General features: G+C 63.3%; 18 protein-coding genes, 1 tRNA gene, 2 rRNA genes and 1 pseudogene (1 of these 22 only partly in view). 11 read left to right on the plus strand and 11 right to left on the minus strand.

Annotated elements, in window-relative coordinates:
• Positions 1 to 112: 112 nt before the first annotated feature.
• Genes RGQ15_RS20275 through RGQ15_RS20285 form a run of 3 tightly spaced genes read right to left on the minus strand, consistent with a single transcriptional unit; the run spans position 113 to position 2,009 of the window.
• Positions 113 to 508 (minus strand): nuclear transport factor 2 family protein, encoded by a 396-nt coding sequence (locus tag RGQ15_RS20275; protein WP_311162663.1) that lies wholly within the window; start codon positions 506 to 508, stop codon positions 113 to 115.
• Complete coding sequence (locus RGQ15_RS20280) at positions 508 to 1,290, minus strand: SDR family oxidoreductase (protein ID WP_311162664.1); 783 nt, start codon at positions 1,288 to 1,290, stop codon at positions 508 to 510. The genes RGQ15_RS20275 and RGQ15_RS20280 overlap by 1 nt, the downstream gene beginning before the upstream one ends.
• A gap of 8 nt (positions 1,291 to 1,298) precedes the next feature.
• A complete protein-coding gene (locus RGQ15_RS20285; protein ID WP_311162665.1) occupies positions 1,299 to 2,009 on the minus strand; it encodes a dienelactone hydrolase family protein in 711 nt (236 codons plus the stop codon).
• Positions 2,010 to 2,204: 195 nt separating this feature from the next.
• On the opposite strand from RGQ15_RS20285, the gene RGQ15_RS20290 reads away from it, so the two are divergent.
• Positions 2,205 to 2,594, plus strand: coding sequence for a 5-carboxymethyl-2-hydroxymuconate isomerase (locus RGQ15_RS20290; RefSeq protein WP_311162666.1), 390 nt, complete (start codon positions 2,205 to 2,207; stop codon positions 2,592 to 2,594).
• 40 nt (positions 2,595 to 2,634) lie between these two features.
• Here the strand turns inward: RGQ15_RS20290 and RGQ15_RS20295 are convergent, their stop codons facing one another.
• From RGQ15_RS20295 to RGQ15_RS20305, 3 genes are all read right to left on the minus strand, one after another.
• Entirely contained in the window at positions 2,635 to 3,639 is a 1,005-nt protein-coding gene (locus tag RGQ15_RS20295; protein ID WP_311162667.1) for a VOC family protein, read from the minus strand.
• A gap of 114 nt (positions 3,640 to 3,753) precedes the next feature.
• Positions 3,754 to 4,560, minus strand: coding sequence for an IclR family transcriptional regulator (locus RGQ15_RS20300; RefSeq protein ID WP_311162668.1), 807 nt, complete (start codon positions 4,558 to 4,560; stop codon positions 3,754 to 3,756).
• Between the two features lie 21 nt (positions 4,561 to 4,581).
• The gene (locus RGQ15_RS20305; protein ID WP_311162669.1) at positions 4,582 to 5,241 is read right to left on the minus strand and encodes a GntR family transcriptional regulator; all 660 of its coding nucleotides are present in this window, start codon (positions 5,239 to 5,241) and stop codon (positions 4,582 to 4,584) included.
• A gap of 219 nt (positions 5,242 to 5,460) precedes the next feature.
• Here RGQ15_RS20305 and RGQ15_RS20310 point away from each other — a divergent pair, with 219 nt between their 5' ends.
• From RGQ15_RS20310 to RGQ15_RS20335, 6 genes are all read left to right on the plus strand, one after another.
• Positions 5,461 to 6,696, plus strand: coding sequence for a DUF3500 domain-containing protein (locus RGQ15_RS20310; protein WP_311162670.1), 1,236 nt, complete (start codon positions 5,461 to 5,463; stop codon positions 6,694 to 6,696).
• Positions 6,689 to 8,161 carry an NAD-dependent succinate-semialdehyde dehydrogenase gene (locus RGQ15_RS20315; protein ID WP_311162671.1) on the plus strand — a complete coding sequence of 491 codons (1,473 nt, stop codon included), beginning with the start codon at positions 6,689 to 6,691 and terminating at the stop codon, positions 8,159 to 8,161. Before RGQ15_RS20310 ends, RGQ15_RS20315 begins: the two co-directional genes overlap by 8 nt.
• The gene (locus RGQ15_RS20320; protein ID WP_311162672.1) at positions 8,158 to 9,012 is read left to right on the plus strand and encodes a fumarylacetoacetate hydrolase family protein; all 855 of its coding nucleotides are present in this window, start codon (positions 8,158 to 8,160) and stop codon (positions 9,010 to 9,012) included. The genes RGQ15_RS20315 and RGQ15_RS20320 overlap by 4 nt, the downstream gene beginning before the upstream one ends.
• Positions 9,009 to 9,818: a 2-oxo-hept-4-ene-1,7-dioate hydratase gene (gene hpaH / locus RGQ15_RS20325; RefSeq protein WP_409201363.1), complete on the plus strand. Its 810-nt coding sequence runs from the start codon at positions 9,009 to 9,011 to the stop codon at positions 9,816 to 9,818. The genes RGQ15_RS20320 and hpaH overlap by 4 nt, the downstream gene beginning before the upstream one ends.
• A 1-nt stretch (position 9,819) precedes the next feature.
• Positions 9,820 to 10,590: an HpcH/HpaI aldolase/citrate lyase family protein gene (locus RGQ15_RS20330; protein WP_311162987.1), complete on the plus strand. Its 771-nt coding sequence runs from the start codon at positions 9,820 to 9,822 to the stop codon at positions 10,588 to 10,590.
• 117 nt (positions 10,591 to 10,707) lie between these two features.
• A complete protein-coding gene (locus RGQ15_RS20335) occupies positions 10,708 to 11,787 on the plus strand; it encodes an autotransporter domain-containing protein (protein ID WP_311162673.1) in 1,080 nt (359 codons plus the stop codon).
• A gap of 158 nt (positions 11,788 to 11,945) precedes the next feature.
• Here the strand turns inward: RGQ15_RS20335 and RGQ15_RS20340 are convergent, their stop codons facing one another.
• Positions 11,946 to 12,539, minus strand: a complete 594-nt coding sequence (locus RGQ15_RS20340) for a CHAP domain-containing protein (protein ID WP_311162674.1) — start codon at positions 12,537 to 12,539, stop codon at positions 11,946 to 11,948.
• A 626-nt stretch (positions 12,540 to 13,165) separates the two neighbouring features.
• On the opposite strand from RGQ15_RS20340, the gene RGQ15_RS20345 reads away from it, so the two are divergent.
• The 3 genes from RGQ15_RS20345 (at position 13,166) to RGQ15_RS20355 (ending at position 15,514) form a co-directional block, all read left to right on the plus strand.
• Positions 13,166 to 13,315, plus strand: a complete 150-nt coding sequence (locus RGQ15_RS20345; protein WP_311162676.1) for a hypothetical protein — start codon at positions 13,166 to 13,168, stop codon at positions 13,313 to 13,315.
• Between the two features lie 105 nt (positions 13,316 to 13,420).
• The gene (locus tag RGQ15_RS20350) at positions 13,421 to 15,049 is read left to right on the plus strand and encodes a Na/Pi cotransporter family protein (RefSeq protein ID WP_311162678.1); all 1,629 of its coding nucleotides are present in this window, start codon (positions 13,421 to 13,423) and stop codon (positions 15,047 to 15,049) included.
• 330 nt (positions 15,050 to 15,379) lie between these two features.
• Entirely contained in the window at positions 15,380 to 15,514 is a 135-nt protein-coding gene (locus RGQ15_RS20355) for a hypothetical protein (protein WP_311162680.1), read from the plus strand.
• Between the two features lie 38 nt (positions 15,515 to 15,552).
• Here RGQ15_RS20355 and RGQ15_RS20360 read toward each other — a convergent pair whose 3' ends face one another.
• A complete protein-coding gene (locus tag RGQ15_RS20360; protein WP_311162682.1) occupies positions 15,553 to 15,708 on the minus strand; it encodes a hypothetical protein in 156 nt (51 codons plus the stop codon).
• A gap of 147 nt (positions 15,709 to 15,855) precedes the next feature.
• Here RGQ15_RS20360 and RGQ15_RS22415 point away from each other — a divergent pair.
• Positions 15,856 to 16,155, plus strand: a pseudogene (locus RGQ15_RS22415) (integrase core domain-containing protein); the annotation flags it as partial.
• A 4-nt stretch (positions 16,156 to 16,159) separates the two neighbouring features.
• On the opposite strand, the gene RGQ15_RS20370 reads toward RGQ15_RS22415, so the two are convergent.
• The 3 genes from RGQ15_RS20370 to RGQ15_RS20380 form a co-directional block, all read right to left on the minus strand.
• Positions 16,160 to 16,236 (minus strand) — tRNA-Met (locus RGQ15_RS20370).
• Positions 16,237 to 16,294: 58 nt separating this feature from the next.
• Positions 16,295 to 16,409 (minus strand): 5S ribosomal RNA (rrf, locus tag RGQ15_RS20375).
• Between the two features lie 96 nt (positions 16,410 to 16,505).
• A 23S ribosomal RNA gene (locus RGQ15_RS20380) occupies positions 16,506 to 18,336 on the minus strand; it runs 1,000 nt beyond the window's last position.

The raw sequence follows: 18,336 nt of genomic DNA on the forward strand, positions 1-18,336 counted from the left end.
CCTCCCTTGCCGTCAGCCTCGCCCATCCTGATGTGTCGGGCCAACGGAACCTCCGCGAATGTTCATATTGCGGAAGCGTGTTTGCGAGGGACGGGCGCGCCCCCCTCGCGCGTCATTTCTTTAGCAAGGTCACCTGCGACAGCAGGACCTGCCAGCCCCTCCCGGCCGGCACGGCGAGGACCGCGCCAAAGCCGTCAAGCTCTGCCAGCTCCCCGCTGCCGATCCGGCGCACGCGGTTCAGCGTCGGGCCGGTGATCAGCACGCCCCCCATCGCCTCGCGCAGTTCCAGCGCGCCGCGCGTGATTGAAACGAAGCCGCCCATCTTGCCGACATGGGCGATGAACGCGGCCTTGCCATGCACCTGGCCCGAGCTGTGCACATGGACCAGGTCCTCATGCAGGATGCGATCCAGGGCCTCGGGATCGCCCGATACCAGAGCCCCCTGCCGCGCGGCCTCGAAGCCCAGGATCTCGCGTCCCAAGGCACTGTCATGGTCGATCAGCGCCATCAGACAAGCCCCTCATAGCTGCCGCCATCTAGCTGCAGGTTCTGCCCCGAGATGAAGCCGGCCTGCGCCGAACACAGGAAGGCGCAGGCGTCCCCGAATTCACCCGGAAGACCGAAGCGTTTCGCGGCGATGGTGCTTGAGGCGCGGGCGCGCGCTTCGTCGCGGGTGATCCCCTCACGCGCCATCAGGCGCTGCGCCATGAATTCCTGGCGCGGGGTGTCGATGCGCTCGGGCAGGATATTGTTGATGGTGACATTGTCGGCCACGACATCGCGCGAGATCGCCTTGCAGATCGCGGTCAGCCCGGCCCGGGCCGAGGTGGACAGGCCCATCATGTAATGCGGCGCCTTGACCATGGCCGAGGTGATGTTGACGATCCGGCCAAAGCGGCGCGCCTGCATGCCGGGAACCCAGGCCCGGATCAGCTGCACGGCGGGGATCATGTTCGCCCCCATCGCGGAAAGCAGCGCGGCCTCGTCCCAGTCCGCCAGCGCGCCCGGCGGCGGGCCGGCATTGTTGGTGACAAGGATGTCGACCTCGGGGAAGCGCGCAAGGATCGCGGCGCGTTCCTCGGGCTTCGTGAGGTCGGCGGCGATGAAATCGACTTTGGCGTCGGGCAATTCGGCGCGCAGGTCCCCAGTTACGCGGGCCAGCTTTTCGCCGTCGCGGCCGTTCAGGACGACATGCGCCCCCTCGCGTGCGAGCGCCGTGGCACAGGCAAGGCCAAGCCCCTGCGACGAGGCGCAGACAAAGGCCAGCCGGCCGGAAATTCCCAGATCCATGATCGTCCTCAGGAAAAGATGTCGTTGAAGAATTCGCTCATCGCGGCCCATGACCGGCGATCGGCGCGGGCATCGTAGCGGGCAAAGGGCGGGCGGCCGGGGGCGTCGGGCTCGGTGAAGGCGTGCCTTGCCCCGCCGTAAAGGTCCAGCTCCCATGCGACGCCTGCCGCGCTCATCGCCCCGGTCAGGCGGGTCAGGTCCTCGGGCGTGGCCATCGGATCATCGCTGCCCGAGCAGATCAGGACGGGGCCGCGCGACTGCGTGCCCCATTCGTCCGAGACGAGGTCCAGCCCGCCATGGAAGCTGACCACCCCCGCGACATCGCCGCCGCTGCGGGCATATTCCAGCACCGTCGCCCCGCCGAAACAATAACCAAGCGCGCCGATCCGGTCGGGATCGACCTCGGGCCGAGCGGCAAGCTGTGCGCGAGCCACCTCGACGCGGGACATCCAGCCGGCACGGTTGCGTACGCAGGCGCCCAGCTTCTCGCCGATCCGAGCCGGGTCCGAGAGCTGCTCACGCCTGCCCCAGAGGTCCAGCGCCAGCACGGCATGGCCCTGCCCCGCAAGCCGGTTTGCGATGCCAAGGATGAAGCCGTTCAGGCCGTGGGCGCCATGGACCAGCAGGATGCCCGGCAGATCGCCTGCGCCCTCGGGCGCGACAAGGCAGCCGCGCATGAGAAGCCCGTCCTGGCTGTAACTGATATCCTCGGCGATCATGGCGGCTCCTCTTTTGCCTGACCTTGTTGTCAGGCGGCATGCAGGTGCGGGCAATCGCGGGCAGCCGGTTCTGTTCACATTGCGAAATGCGACAAGCGCTACTCCACATGGTGAAAAACCGGCGTGGTTTTCGTTGCGCCCTTACACGCGCCAAGGTCCGATCAACGCCATTTCAGCATCGAGAAAGAGGCGCTCATGCCGCATTGCATCGTCGAATATTCCTCCAACCTCGAACCGACGGGCCGGATCGGCGCGCTTCTGGAAAAGATCGCCGCGCATTTCCGAACCGCCCCCGAAGTGTTTCCGACCGGCGGCGTGCGGGTCCGGGCGATCCCGGTCAGCCATTACGTCATCGCCGACGGCAATCCCGAACATGCCTATGTCAACGTGACCTGCCGGATCGGCGCAGGCCGCCCGGCCGATTTCCGCAAGGCCTTTTTCACACAGGCCTTCGAGATCGTGACCGAGCATTTTGCCGAGGAAACCGCGCGCCGCGGGCTGGGGATCACCTTCTATGTCGATCAGGCCGACCCCGAAGGATCATGGAAGACCAATTCGATCCACGCCCATATGGCCAAGGCTTGACGGAAAAAGGGGCCGGAGAATGCTCCGGCCCCTGCCCTTTTCAGGCATTCTCGAGGAAGCGTTCAAGCGTCGGCGGCTCGATCGACAGGCCGGGCTGCACCGGCTCGGTCCCGGCAAAGACTGTCGCCTCATTGAACCATTTCGCCTGAGCGGGCAGGCCCCACTGATCGGCGCGCTTGGGGTCGGACAGGCTCCAGGCCACCGGCGGCTCAAGGTCGATATGCTGGTAATGGGTGTTGAAAAGCTCGATCCGGTGGCCGTCGGGATCGCGGAAATAGGCGAACATCGCCCCCGAGATGCCATGCCTTCCCGGTCCGCGTTCCAGCCGGCGGCCAAGGCCGAGGCTGCCTGCCACGTCGCAGGCATGGACAAGATCATGCGCGTCGCGCAAGAGATAAGCGAAATGGTGCAGCCTCGGACCGGGGCCGTTGGTGAAAACGAGGTCATGCGGATTGCCCTTGCGCTGCATCCAGACGCCCCACAGGTTCACCTGATCCTCGGCGCCGTCGGAATAGGTATATTCCGAGGTCCGGAAGCCGAGCGGATGCCAGAAACGGAAGGCCTGCCAGACGTCCTGCGCCTGGATCTGCCAGTGATCCAGCCGCTGCGCTGCAGCGCCATGGTACTTGTCATAGGACATGAACATGCGCTCGCGGAGCGGCATGGATGAGGTGAATTCGACCGGCATGCCGATGGAATCGCTGACATGCAGCGTCAGGCCCTGATGCGCCACATCAACCAGCTTCGCGGCGACGCCGATGCTGTCGAAATGGTCCTTGGCCTTCATGATGTCATCGTCGGTCAGGACGCGGAAGCCGATGCGCGGGCAGTTCGGGGATTCTCCTTTGACCAGAACGAGGCTGTGATGGCAGTTTTCCTCGCGGCCGCGCAGCCAAAGCGTCTGGCTATCCTCGTCGCTGACCACCAGCCCGACGAGATCGGTATAGAAGGCCTTGCTGGCGGCAAGGTCGCGCACGGTCAGCACGGTATGGCTCGCGCGCGTGATATTGAAGGGCGGGCTCAGGACGGGATCGGGCAGGTGCATGTTGTTCTCCTCATCGTCGGGGGCCGGCGGGACCGGCCCGGATGAAGGAATTTTCCCGCAGCCCTGCCGCGTCTCAAGCGCGACAAGGGCTTCTGTTCACATCCCGGAAAAGGATCAGGCGCTCACGCGCTGGCGGCCAAGCGCCTGTCCGACCTCGCGCGCCCCGGCACGCAAGAGCGGCAGCAAGCGCGTCGCGCGCTCGCCCCTGAGGCGCGAGATGGGGGCAATGATGCTGATCGCGCCGACCGCGCGGCCGACAACATCGCGCACCGGTACGGCCAGCACATGGCGGGTCGGATCGACAAGGCTGTCCTGGCTCAGGTAGCCTTGGCTGCGGGCGGCCTCGACCCCGTCGACGACTGCCGCCTCGGGGCAACGCCAATCGGCGAAGCGCTCGGCATTGTCGCGCAGGGTGTTGGCCAGGCGCTCGTCGCCCAGGAAGGCCAGCATGACGCGCCCGCCGATGCTGACGCCCAGAGGGCGACGCGCACCCACCTTGATGCGCTGCGCCTGCAGGGGAAAATTGCCAAAGCGGCGGTCGGCATAGACCGAGTCATTATGCGAAGGCACGGAAAGGAAGATCGAATCCCCGGTCCTCGAGGCCAGATCCTCGAGGGTCGGCACCGCCAGCCGGGTGATCGGGCAACGGTTGAAGGGCGCAACGCCCAGCCATGCCGTCTCGGCAGCGAGGCGATAGCGCTGTGTCCCCGAGGCGCGCTCGACGATGCCCTCCTGCTCCAGCGCCTTCAGGATGCGATGTGCTGTCGGATGCGAAAGCTTCAGCGAGCCGGCAATATCTACCAGTTTCTCGCCGTCGCAATCACCCCCGGCCAGCAGCCGGACGATGGCGAAAGAGCGTTGAATGCATTGCGTCCCGGTTGCCTCCCGCCGCCCGGATTCGATCGTCGTTTCCATGCCCATGTCTTCTTCCTCCCAGAAAAATCAATCGTGACCCTTGACCAGCCCGGCCTCGAGAAGCCGTCGGGTGGTCTGTTGAAGATGTCGTGTCAGCGCCTCGACAGCCGGTTCGGTCCGGCGTTCCAGCACGAGATCGAGGATCTCGCGATGCTCGGCCTCGATGTCGCGGGTGCCCTCGACCTGGGGCAGCAGCATGCGGCGGTAGCGCTCGGCCTGTACGTAAAGCTCGCCACGCAGGTAAAGCCACCACTTGCTGTCGCAGGCGGCGACGAGGTCGTCGTGGAAGCGTGCATGAATATGCGCCCAGTCGGGATGGGCGCGCCCCTCGGGCGAGGCCCCGGCCCGCGACAGGCGGTGCCATGTCGCCAGCAGCTGCGCCTCCCACTCGACATCCCCAAGCGCGATGGAACGGCGCAGGCAGCGCGCCTCGATCTCGATGCGGACCTCGGTCAGGTCCAGCAGATCCTCGCGCGAGATGGCGGCAACATGGAAGCCGCGCTGCGGCATGGCGACCACCAGCCGGTCCGATGTCAGCCGCGCCAAGGCCTCGCGGATCGCGCTGGCCGACACGGTGTAGCGCGACGCGAGCCCGTCGATCGCAAGCTTCGCCCCCGGACGGAAAGCGCCGTTCAGCAGCGCCTCCTTGAGATCGTCATAGACTTCGGCAGTCTTGCTGATTGCCATGTTCCCCACTCCTCCCTTGCGATGGGCCGTCCTCGTCGGCCCGTCGCAAGACGGATTCCCCGGCGCCATGAAAGGCTAAATAGATATTCCTGTCAAAATAGTTTTTTCTGAAAATCGCGATTTTCCGCGATGTGGAAGATTTTTTTCGCGCGGCTTGTCCGGTGGCACGGGCTTGGGGCTGATGACCCAAAGCCCGGCCGAACCGGGCAGGAGGATTCTATGACACATGCGGATTTTCGCGCCTTCGTGCTGCCCGAAAGCAATGACCGGGTCGGCAAGTCGCGTGGGCTGGACCCGGTGACCTATTCGCAGCCGATCCTTGACACCCCACGCGCCATCGCGCTGAAGGCGGAATGGGCCCGGCTGCAGGACGCGCCCTATATCGGCGTCACCCATGACGGCACGCCCGAAACCGGGCTGTTCGCGCTGGAGGACCAGGGTTTCGACGTCGAACTGGCCGTGGATGCCGCGGACACGCTGCTGGCCACGATGGCGCCCGCCGAGCGCGCCGCCGCCTGCAAGCCCCTCGAGGCAAAGCAATGGCGCGGCTGGTACAATCCCGAGCTGGTTTTCAATACCGAAGGCGTACGGCTGGAAAACCTGTCCGCTGCCTCGCGCGATTGTTTCCTTGACCTGCTGGCCGCCTGCACTTCCGCCCGCGGCTTCCAGATGATCCGGCGGCTCATGAAGGCCAATCTGTTCCTGGGCGAGCTATATGACCTGCGCCAGATCATGAACGAATGGTCCTATCACTTCCATCTTTTCGGCACGCCCTCGGTGACCGACCCATGGGGCTGGCATATCTACGGCCATCACGTCGGCTTCAACGTCCTGATCCTTGGCCGCCAGATGGTCATCGCCCCCCTGTTCATGGGCACCGAGCCCAACGAGATCACGCTGGAAAGCGGCGAACACTACGCGATGTTCAAAGAGGAAGAGGCGCAGGGCCTTGCCCTGATGCAGTCGCTATCGCCTGAACTGCGTGCCCGCGCCACGATCTATGAGCAGATGGAAGACCCCGCCATGCCGGCATGGCGCTTCAACTTTGCCGATCAGCGCCATCTGGGCGGCGCCTTCCAGGACAATCGGGTCATCCCCGTCGAGGGCGTGCCGGTCAGCGAATTCTCGAATTCGCAGCGACAGGCGCTCTTGGGTCTTTGCGAGACCTTCCACGCGCATTGGCCCGATGGCCCCCGCGCTGCTCGCATGCGCCAGATCGAGGCGCATCTGGACCGGACCACGTTCAGTTGGATCGGCGGGCATGGCGATGAGGACCCCTTCTACTACCACATCCATTCGCCAGTCCTGATGCTGGAATTCGACCACCATTCCGGCATGTGGCTCAGCAATGAAGACCCGGCAAAGTTCCACATCCATGTCATCAGCCGCATCCCGAACGGCAATGATTACGGCAAGGCGCTGATCGCCCTGCACCAGGACGCGACCCATGCTTGACACGACCCTTTCCGCCCTGCTCGACGACCCGTCGTTGCTGCGCGAGGCCGCGCTGGTCGGCCCGCGCTGGATCGAGGCCCAGGGCGCCGGCATCGCGGTCACGAACCCTTCGACCGGGGCGGTGCTTGGCCATGTCCCCGATCTTGGCGCCGCCGAGACCGACGAGGCGATCCGTGCCGCCCAAACCGCGCAAAAGGTATGGGCCGCCCGCACCGCCAAGGAACGCGGCCAGATCCTGCGCCAATGGTTCGAATTGATGATAACGCATCAGGACGATCTGGCCCGCATCCTGACCGCCGAACAGGGCAAGCCCTTCCCCGAGGCCAGGGGAGAGATCGCCTATGGCGCGAGTTTCATCGAATGGTTCGCCGAGGAAGCCCGCCGCGCCTATGGCGAAATCGTGCCGGGCCATGCCCCCGACAAGCGCATCCTTGTGACCAAGCAGCCGATCGGCGTCGTCGCCGCAATCACGCCGTGGAATTTTCCGAATGCGATGATCACCCGCAAGGCCGGTCCCGCCTTCGCCGCAGGCTGCGCCATGGTGCTGAAACCGGCGAGCGAGACGCCCTTTTCGGCCATCGCGCTGGCCGTTCTGGCCGAGCGTGCGGGTCTTCCGGCGGGCCTCTTTTCAGTGCTGACGGGACGTTCGACGGTGATCGGCGGCGTGCTGACGGCAAGCCCGGTGGTGCGCAAGCTGACTTTCACCGGCTCGACCGGGGTCGGCGCGCAGCTTTACGCGCAATGCGCGCCGACGATCAAGAAACTGGGGCTGGAACTCGGTGGCAACGCGCCCTTCATCGTCTTTGACGATGCCGATCTGGACGCGGCGGTCGAGGGCGCGCTGGTCGCAAAGTTCCGCAACAATGGCCAGACCTGCGTCTGCGCGAACCGCATCTATGTCCAGTCGGGCATCCATGACGCCTTCGCCCGCCGCCTCGCCGCCCGCGTGGCGCGGCTGAAGACCGGCGACGGTTTCGAGACCGGCGTGACCTTCGGCCCGCTGATCGACGCCAAGGCCGTGGTCAAGGTCCGCGCCCATATCGAGGACGCCAAGGCCAACGGCGCGCAGGTCCTGACCGGCGGTGAGCCGCATGATCTGGGTGGGCATTTCTGGCAGCCGACCGTGCTGACCGGCCTGACCGCGGAGATGGCGATCACGCGTGAGGAAACCTTCGGCCCGGTCGCGCCGATCTCTCGTTTCGAGAGCGAATCCGAGGTCATCTCGGCCGCCAATGACACGGAATTCGGGCTGGCCTCCTATGTCTTCACCCGCGACCTTGCGCGCGCCTTGCGTGCCTCCGAGGCGCTGGAAGCCGGAATGGTCGGGGTCAATACCGGCCTGATCAGCACCGCCGAGGCACCCTTTGGTGGCGTCAAGGCCTCGGGTCTTGGGCGCGAGGGCAGCCGCCACGGGCTCGATGACTTCATGGAGCTGAAATATATCTGTCTTGGAGGGGTCCAATGAACCTCGTTTCCTTCACCGCAGGCGATCAGGCGCATTGGGGCGTGACGGCGGGCGAGGGCGTCCTGGCCCTTTCGCAGGAATTTCCCGAATTCCCGACCCTGCGCGACGTGATCTCGGCGCAGGCGATCCCGCAGGTCCTGAGTGCCGCCGAGGGCCGCGCGCCGAGCCATGCCCCCGGCAGTTACGCGCTGCAGATCCCCATCCCGAACCCGGAAAAGATCATCTGCGTCGGCGTGAACTTTCCCGACCGCAATGCCGAATACAAGGACGGCAAGGACGCCCCCGCGAACATGTCGCTGTTCCCGCGCTTTGCGCGCGGCTTCTCGGGCCATGGCGCGGCCCTGATCCGTCCGCCGGAAAGCGAGCAGCTGGACTATGAGGGCGAGATCGCCGTGGTCATCGGCAAGGGGGGCCGCCGCATCCCAGAGGCCGAGGCGCTCTCGCATGTCGCGGGCCTCACGCTCTGCAACGAAGGGACGATCCGCGACTGGGTGCGCCACGCCAAGTTCAACGTGACCCAGGGCAAGAACTGGGATCGGTCCGGGGCGATGGGGCCCTGGCTCGTGCCGTTCACCGACCCGGCGCAGATCCTTGATGTCGCGATCGAGACGCGGGTGAATGGCGAACTACGCCAATCCGACCGCACGAGCCGGATGATTTTCCCGGTGGCGCGGCAGATCGCCTATATCTCGACCTTCACCACGCTGGTTCCTGGCGACATCATCGTCACCGGCACGCCGACCGGGGCCGGGGCGCGCTTCGAGCCGCCGGTCTGGCTGAAGCCGGGCGATGTGGTCGAGGTCTCGGCCGAGGGGATCGGCACGCTTCGCAACGAGGTGGCCGACGAATGACTTTGTCTGAGTTTGAAATCCGCGCGGCCGCCGAGGACCTGTTCGAGGCCGAGACAGCGCGCCACCAGATCGGCCTTTTGTCGCTCAAACACCCCGACATGACGTTGGACGATGCCTATGCCGTGCAGGCCGAACTGGTGCGCCGCAAGCGCGCGGCGGGCCTTGGCGTGATCGGCTGGAAGATCGGCCTGACCAGCCGCGCGATGCAGCAGGCGCTGGACATCATCACGCCAGATTCCGGCATCCTGCTCTCGGATATGCTGTTTCCGGACGGCGCGATGATCCCGCTGGGCCGCTTCATCCAGCCCCGGATCGAGGCCGAAATCGCCTTCGTGATGAAGGCCCCACTTTCCGGTTTGGTGACGCGCGAACAGGTGCTGGCGGCGACCGAATATGTCGCCCCTTCGCTCGAGATCCTCGACACACGCATCCTGCGCGCCGACCCCGCCACCCGCGCGACCCGCAAGATCTACGACACGGTCGCCGACAATGCCGCCAATGCCGGGATCGTGCTGGGGGCGCAACGCCACGCCCCGGATGCCTTCGACCTGCGCCGCGTCGGCGTGATCCTCAAGCGCGACGGCGTGGTCGAGGAGACCGGGCTGGGCGCCGGGGTCCTGGACGATCCGGTCACCGGCATCCTGTGGCTGGTGCATCGCCTTGCCGAATACGCCCAGGGCATCGAGGCGGGCGAGGTGCTGCTCTCCGGCTCGTTCATCCGCCCGGTCGAGGCCCCGCCCGGCAGCCGTTTCGACGCCGATTTCGGTGATTTCGGCCGCGTCACCCTGAACTTCGCTGGTGAATGAGATGCCCGCCCCGATCAATCCCCTGAAACACCGCCTCGCCGCGGGCGAGGTCACCCATGGCATCTGGCTGGGCCTTGCCGACCCCTACCCCGCCGAGATTGCCGCCACCGCCGGTTTCGACTGGCTGCTGATCGATGGCGAGCATGCACCCAACGACATCCGCTCGCTCTCGGCACAGGTCGCGGTCCTTGCGGGATCGGACAGCGCGCCGGTGATCCGCCTGCCCGATGACGACCCCGCCAAGATCAAGCAGGCGCTGGATATCGGCGCGCAGACGCTGTTGATCCCGATGATCGAAAGCGCCGAACAGGCTACCCGCGCCGCCCGCGCCTGCCGCTACCCGCCCGAGGGGGTCCGCGGCGTCGGCTCGGCTTTGGCCCGCGCCTCGCGCTTCGCCGCGATCCCCGACTACCTTGCGACCGCAAATGCCCAGATCTGCTTGATCCTGCAGGTCGAGACCCGCGCAGGCCTCGCCGCGCTGGATGAGATCGCGGCGACCGAGGGGGTGGACGGGGTGTTCATCGGTCCCTCGGATCTTGCTGCCGATATGGGCCATCTGGGCAATCCCGGCCACCCCGAGGTGCAGGCTGCGGTGCTTGGCGCGCTGGCCCGCATCCGAGCCGCGGGCAAGGCGGCGGGCGTCCTGACCACCGATCCGGCCTTCATCGAGGCCTGCAAGGCGGCGGGCGCGAATTTTGTCGGCGTCGGCATCGACGTGACGATCTTGGCGGGCGCGCTGCGGGCGCTCGCCGGAAAATTCCGCAAGGCCTGAGCCTGCGATCCAAGAGAATTCCCGACCGCCTCGGGGCCTTTCCCGGCGGGTGGTCGGGTATTGCCCGGCGCCGACTGCCCGAACAGGGCGCCAAGAACCAAACGGGAGGAGAGAGACATGAACATCAAGGCATTTGCCTGCGGCGCGCTGCTGCTGGCGACCGCGACCTCGCAGGCCTTCGCGCAGGACCATCGCGGCGGTCCGCCCAAGGGCGTGGGCGCGTTCCAGAAGAATTTCGGCGCGGCCGGCCTGTTGACCGTCTGGGGCCAGGACGACACCTATGGCGGCGTGCAAAGCCGGATCAACAATGGCTTCTCGCATGAAGCCAAGGCCGAGGCGACCGGCGTCATGTCGGGCTACGAGGACGACATCTCGACCCTGCTGTTGCCGATCTCGCTGCTGCAAGGCCTGCCGGACGGGCAGTCGCTGATCTACAGCAAGCTCACCCTCAACGCCAATCGCGGGGCCGAGAACCCGACCTATTCCGAGGGCACCCTGCCCAGCATCCTTGTGTCCTATCTGAACATGCCCAGCGACAACCTGGCCTGGGGTATCGGTGTAGTGGCCCAGCAGGCCGATACCGAAATGAAGCATAATGGCGGAAATATCGACTCGACCTCGGCCGGGCTGCGCGGCGATCTGCTCTACGTCATGAATGACAATTGGGCGATGGCACATCGAGTCATCGCGAGTTGGGGCGATGCCACGACCGAAATCCCGACGCCTGTGGGCACGATCAGCGAGGATCGCAGCTCGTCGCTGTTCTATTATCAAGGTGATCTCGTCGGGACCTATACGGACCGCGACATGTCCGCGCTTGGCGATGGCTGGGTCTTCCATCCGCGCCTTGGCGTCGTTGCCCAGCACATCACCCGCGACGAGGCCACCAACAGCAGGGGCGCGACTGTTTCCGAGGCCCAGATCGATTACGGCATGGTGCAGGCCATCGCGCGGATCGAGAAGCCGACCTTCAAGCCCGGCGACTGGTCGCCGCAATTCGAACTGGGAATGAAGCACGAGTTCGAAAACTCGGTCGGCGAATACATGGACGAGGAAAATTACCTCTACAGCCAGATTGCCCTCGGCACAAAGCTCGAGAATGGGGCGTATTTCAACGCGGCCTATACCCGCGACGACGGCTTCAATGGCAACCGCCGTACCCAGACCTTCAAGCTGATCTACTCGATGAGCTTCTGACAGCAGCTGTGCCCGGCGCCGATCCGCGCCGGGCATTTGACCGCAGGGCCCGCAACGCAAAGGTCATGCGGCAGGCGTCGTTACCGGTGACCAATGGCCGAGTTTCCGATTGCCAGTGCCCGCACAGCTTGGTGCGAGACCGCATGGAACTGGGGAAATTATGGCGCAGGCTGGGGATAGATGAAACCATCCACCGGATAAGCTGCTCCCAAATGACCGGGCACGCTCTCGAGCCTCACCGAAGACCAATCGTTCTTCGCGGAAACGTCTACGGCGGCCATGTCAATCGAGACCGTGTTCCGGCGCCAGTTCGCATGACTCACCAGCACCTTGCGTTCTGAAATCACTTTCGAGACGACAGCGACATGGCCATTTGGGTTCTTCCGTGTCGCCTTGAAGGACATTACCGCAGCAGGAGTTGGGGTCGTCCCGCGGGCGTAGTGTCCCTTGGCGTTGCCCCACCATTCCTTGGCATTGCCCATGAGTTGGACACCGCTCAAAGTCCGCGCGAACGGGACGCACCAGACCCTCGTTCCGTGGGTTTGCTTTGTTTTCACTTCGAGTAGGGCCAGCGACATCCGCTCCGGTGAGATCCGCCCCAGCGATACATCGCTGTGCTTGCTGATCTTCGCGCCCATTTCGACGCCAGATGAAGATTGAGCGCGCTGCGCGGCTTGCTCGGAGCAGCCTGCAAGCATCATGCACACTGCGATGCCTGCAATGCAGGCGCGCCTGCTTGCCCAATCCATCATCTGTCCCTGCCTCTCGTTCGTTTTTTATGGGTCGCACTTTGTCGGCCTGTGCTTTCTTAGCCCTGACGAAGTTGAGGCGGCAATCGCGCAGTTCCGAGGACGCGGTCTCATCGGCGCTAACTTGCCAACAGCCATGTCAAACCGGCATAAACCTTCTTGGGCAAATCGCCCTGGGCCGGGCCGCACCAGAGAACCTTGCGCGCCATCGTCGCAGGATCTCCGGACCAAGCCTACACGAGCGGTTCGTCGATGCCGACAAGGCGTCTACAGGGCTTCCGCAACGGTGCCTTTGAAAATATTGCAGTCGCCCCTGGTGATCATCGGCCGGAGACCTGCGGGTATACGTGGGTTGGGACATGCCCCGCGCAGGCACCGGATCATCGCACCCTTGAAGCCGGTCGGACCGCAAATGAAGTAATCCGCGATCTTCGGGTCGCCGATCTTGACCAGCCCTTCCGGCGGGATCCGACTGCCATGTGCGCTCGGCCTCGGTTTCCAGGACGTCGCAGTAGGCATGGCTCTCATCGGCCAAGGTCATTTGTCGATCATGCATGGCGTAATGGCGCTTCCAGGAAAGACAAGTCGGCCACGCTGCCCGATGCCCCCATCCCCAACGAATTCCGCGCATGCGCGAGGCAGCAACGCTGATTCTTGGCGCGGCATGGCTTGCCATGCCCGAAGCACTCCGCGATCTGGAAAGCGGCAGCCTGGTCCGGCTGCCGGCGGCTGATCTCGCCATTGTGCCAAAGCTCGGCGCAACCATGGCGCGACTGTGATCGAAACACGGACAGCCCGCGGAACCGTTCACCGCCACGGACCTTTCCATTATTCTCGCCCGCCGATTGTGAGACAATGGCGGCGTAGGCTCACGTCGGGACGCGATGACTTCTCTAGAGATCTTTCTCCAATTGGCCGGTGCGGTCGCTCTCCTGCTGTTTGGGCTCGGGCTTGTGCGCGACGGCATGCTCGAGGCCTTTGGTCTGCGCATGAAGATCATACTTGGCATCGGCACAAAGACAGGCCTGCGCGCCTTCGGTGCCGGGCTGGTCGCAACGCTTGGCCTGCAGTCGTCCACGGCATCGGCGCTGCTCACCGCCTCTTTCGTCGATCGCGAGATGATCGGCAACCGGTCCGCCCAGATCGTGCTGCTCGGCGCGAATGTCGGAACCGCTCTGACGGCCGTGATCGTCTCGAGCCAGACCGGCCACCTGGCCCCAATGCTGATCCTGCCCGGCTATCTGTTACGGCGGCGCGGTGGGGCCATATGCAGCGGGATTGGCGCCGCGCTGATCGGGCTAGGGTTGATGCTGATCTCTCTGACCCTCTTGGAACATGCCACGCTTCCCATCCGCGAATCCGCTGAATTGGCAGCATTTCTGCCGCTCCTGGACAAATCATGGCCGATGGCGCTGGCCTTCTCGGCCATTATCGCGCTGCTTTGCTCGTCTTCTCTGGCAGCCGTGCTGCTGATCGCGTCGCTGGGCCTTCCGGCGGCGCTGACCGTGGTGATGGTTCTCGGGGCAAACCTGGGCGGTGCGATCTCGGCCATGCTGGCGAGTTCCGGCCTTGGCGTTGCGGCCAGACGCGTGACGGCTGGCAACTTCGTCGTACGGGCTGTCGGGGCATTGATTTCAATGCCGCTTGCGGGCCAGCTGGCATCACTTCTCGGCGGATTGCCTCTGCATTTCACGAGTATCGCGGTCGAGGCGCATCTTTCCTTCAACCTGTTTCTTGCTGCCCTCATATGGCCTTTCATCGGCCCGATATGCGCGCTGTTGGCAAAGCTGGTTCCTGCGGAAGAGGTTGCTCAGGTCGCTGCTCAACAATGGCTGGACGAGACGGCTTTGGAAACTCCGCTGCTTGCCCTGACCGGTGCGCGTCGAGAGGTGCTGGCAATTGGCGACAGCATCGAGCGGATGCTGGCTCAGACGAGAACTGCCTTTCGCAAGAACGAAAGCAGCCCACTCGCCGAGGTCGCAGCACTGGAGCAGCAGGTCGATCGAAGACAGCATCTGGTCAAGGATTATCTGTCTCGCCTCGGCGGTACGGCGACCGAGGCCGAGAGGCGCAGCACCATCGAAATCCTCGATTACGTCATCAACCTCGAACATATCGGGGATATCATCGACAAGGGCCTTGGCCCCGAAGTCCGCAAAAAGATCCATCTGAGCCTGCGCTTTTCCGAGGCCGGGTACCGCGAGCTCGACGCCCTGTTTCTGATGACGCAGGAAAATCTGCGCTTGGCCCAGACTGTTTTCATGACGCGCGACCGAGAGATGGCACGGCGATTGATCGAGTTGAAGGTCGATATCCGTCATCATGAACGCCAATCCGCACAGCGCCATCTGATCCGCTTGCGCGAGGGACAAAGCGAGAGCCGCGAGACCTCCTCGCTGCATCTCGATCTGCTGCGCGACCTGAAACGGATCAACTCCCATGCTATCTCGGTGGCACATCCAATCCTCGACGAGGAGGGGTTGCTGTTCGAAAGCAGGCTGCGCGTGCCCTGAACGCAGCCTGCCGCTGCAGCAGCGAGCATTGGCCCCACGGGTCAGCTGGTTTTCCTGATCAACGCGCCTTCGAGCAGCTTCGTCAGCACTCTCACTCGCGAAGGTTTCGAGGATTTTGTCGCGGATCTCGATCCGGATACCATCGTTATCTTCCTGATGATGGTCGAGGATGCCGTCAGCCACCATTACATGGCGGGAACGGCGGCCGGTCGCGTCGCGTCGCGGCGGCCCCCGTCGAAGGCATCTACGACACACGTTCATCGGCCTTGGCCCGTTCGATGGGCAGGTCGAAGCGTTTCGGGACATGGGTTTCGGGACATAGGCGTTGCGATGGCGGAGCGGATGATCGAGTTGCTCGTCGGTTCGATCGTCCAACCGATCATCTCGCCCATCACGTCGCATCCACTGATCGGCTGGCAGCAGCTTCGTCGTTTCGGAATCGACGACGCGCTGCTGCCAGCCTAAACCGTGCTGATCAATTACAATCCGCCGCCCTGGGAACGCTACTGGCACTGGATGCTGCTGGCCTTGCCACGTTGCTGCTGCAAACCAACCTGATCGGCCTTCTGATTGTGCAGAATCGCCGCCACGCGCGGGCCGATCGGCTGGCCCGCGATCATCGGCTGGACCTGGCGCTTGCGGCCTGGTCGTCTTGTCATGGTCTATCCCTCGTTGGCAGCATCATGCTGCGTTCGCGCGGAAAATCCACTTACGCCCGTTGTTCAGTTTTCTGGGGCCGCGTCTCATCGCGGAGCCATTTGAAGATCAGATTGGTATTCACCGCTTAGGGGCGCACCGCCCGGGCCACGCTCGCGGCCTGGCGCAAGGACTACAACACCGAACGCCCGCACGCCCGCCTCGGCTGGCAGACACCTGCCGAGTTCGCCCAGACCTTCACCCCGCAACGGGATCGGACACTGCGCAACCCGCAAAGCTCCGTGCCGGCCCCCGTTGCCGAGCCAGCCCAAACTCAAACCCGGAGCCTGGCTCACGCTTGGATAAAATTCGGAGGCAACGTCAGGAGCACTTTTCCTGGTGTTGGGCCGAATTCCCTCGAACGCGGAGATCGCCCCTTGGGGCGTTTTTGGTGTATTGATGTATTTTGATTTTTGGTTGCGGGGGCAGGATTTGAACCTGCGACCTTCAGGTTATGAGCCTGACGAGCTACCGGGCTGCTCTACCCCGCGCCGTTTTGCCTGGTTTTCGGCGTTTTTTCATCGTTTTGAGAGAACCGTTTCTTTCCAGGTCTGGCGGTGACCTACTCTCCCACGTCTTGAGACGCAGTACCATTGGCGCGACGGCACTTAACGGCCGAGTTCGGGATGGGATCGGGTGTTTTGCTCGTGCTTTGGCCACCAGACCGGGAAAGAAACGGATCGGCGTTACCCTTTGCAGGGTTTCGGTTGTCCAAGGATGCTTTTGGAAGCGTGACAGATTGATCTGTCTTCTTCCGGATCAAATCAAGCCAATCGAGCCATTAGTACCGGTCAACTGAATGCATTGCTGCACTTACATCTCCGGCCTATCGACGTGGTGGTCTTCCACGGCTCTCAAGGGATACCTTGTTTTGAGGGGGGCTTCACGCTTAGATGCCTTCAGCGTTTATCCTGTCCGTTCATAGCTACCCAGCACTGCCGTTGGCACGACAACTGGTCCACCAGTGGAACGTTCACCCCGGTCCTCTCGTACTAGGGGCAACTCCTCTCAAGTATCCTACACCCACGGCAGATAGGGACCGAACTGTCTCACGACGTTCTAAACCCAGCTCACGTACCTCTTTAAATGGCGAACAGCCATACCCTTGGGACCTGCTCCAGCCCCAGGATGAGATGAGCCGACATCGAGGTGCCAAACGATGCCGTCGATATGGACTCTTGGGCATCATCAGCCTGTTATCCCCAGCGTACCTTTTATCCGTTGAGCGATGGCCCTTCCACTCGGGACCACCGGATCACTATGGCCGACTTTCGTCTCTGCTCGACTTGTCAGTCTTGCAGTCAGGCTGGCTTCTGCCATTGCACTCAACGAGCGATTTCCGACCGCTCTGAGCCAACCTTCGCGCGCCTCCGTTACTCTTTGGGAGGCGACCGCCCCAGTCAAACTACCCACCACGCAGGGTCCCGGACCCGGATAACGGGCCGCGGTTAGACATCAAGAGTGCGAAGGGTGGTATCTCAAGGATGGCTCCACAGCGACTGGCGTCACTGCTTCGATGCCTACCACCTATCCTGCACATCACAATCCTGATGCCAGTGCGAAGCTATAGTAAAGGTGCATGGGGTCTTTCCGTCTAACCGCGGGAAGTCTGCATCTTCACAGACAATTCAATTTCGCTGAGTCCACATTTGAGACAGCGGGGAAGTCGTTACGCCATTCGTGCAGGTCGGAACTTACCCGACAAGGAATTTCGCTACCTTAGGACCGTTATAGTTACGGCCGCCGTTTACCGGGGCTTCAATTCAATGCTTGCACATCTCCTTTTAACCTTCCGGCACCGGGCAGGCGTCAGACCCTATACGTCGCCTTACGGCTTCGCAGAGCCCTGTGTTTTTAGTAAACAGTCGCCACCCCCTGGTTTGTGCCCCCCGCCGATAGTTGCCTACCAACGGGGCCTCCTTCTCGCGAACTTACGGAGGTATTTTGCCGAGTTCCTTAAATGTGGTTCTCTCAAGCGCCTTGGTATTCTCTACCAGTCCACCTGTGTCGGTTTAGGGTACGGTCTTGTGGAGGGCTATTTCCAGGAACCGCTCACCAGCCCTTCCAATCCGATAAGGAAGAACTAGCTCTGCGATCCGTCACCATCTCCTGGCCCAGGAATATTAACCTGGTTCCCATCGACTACGCCTTTCGGCCTCGCCTTAGGGGCCGGCTTACCCTGCTCAGATTAGCTTTAAGCAGGAACCCTTGGACTTTCGGCGACAGGGTCTCTCACCCTGTTTGTCGCTACTCATGTCAACATTCTCGCTTCTGATCACTCCACCGGATGCCTTACAGCCCGGCTTCACAGTCAGAACAATGCCTCCGTAACCCCGAAGGGCTAAAGAGGCAGCGTTCTATATCACAGAACGCTCCGCTACCACGCACATAAATGTGCATCCAAAGCTTCGGCTCGTGGCTTGAGCCCCGTTACATCTTCGCCGCAAGACCTCTTGATTAGACCAGTGAGCTGTTACGCTATCTTTAAAGGATGGCTGCTTCTAAGCCAACCTCCTGGTTGTTTTGGAAGTCTCACATGCTTTCCCACTTAGCCACGAATTGGGGGCCTTAGCTGTTGGTCAGGGTTGTTT

It is taken from the genome of Paracoccus sp. MBLB3053 (assembly GCF_031822435.1).
Lineage (GTDB): Bacteria > Pseudomonadota > Alphaproteobacteria > Rhodobacterales > Rhodobacteraceae > Paracoccus > Paracoccus aurantius.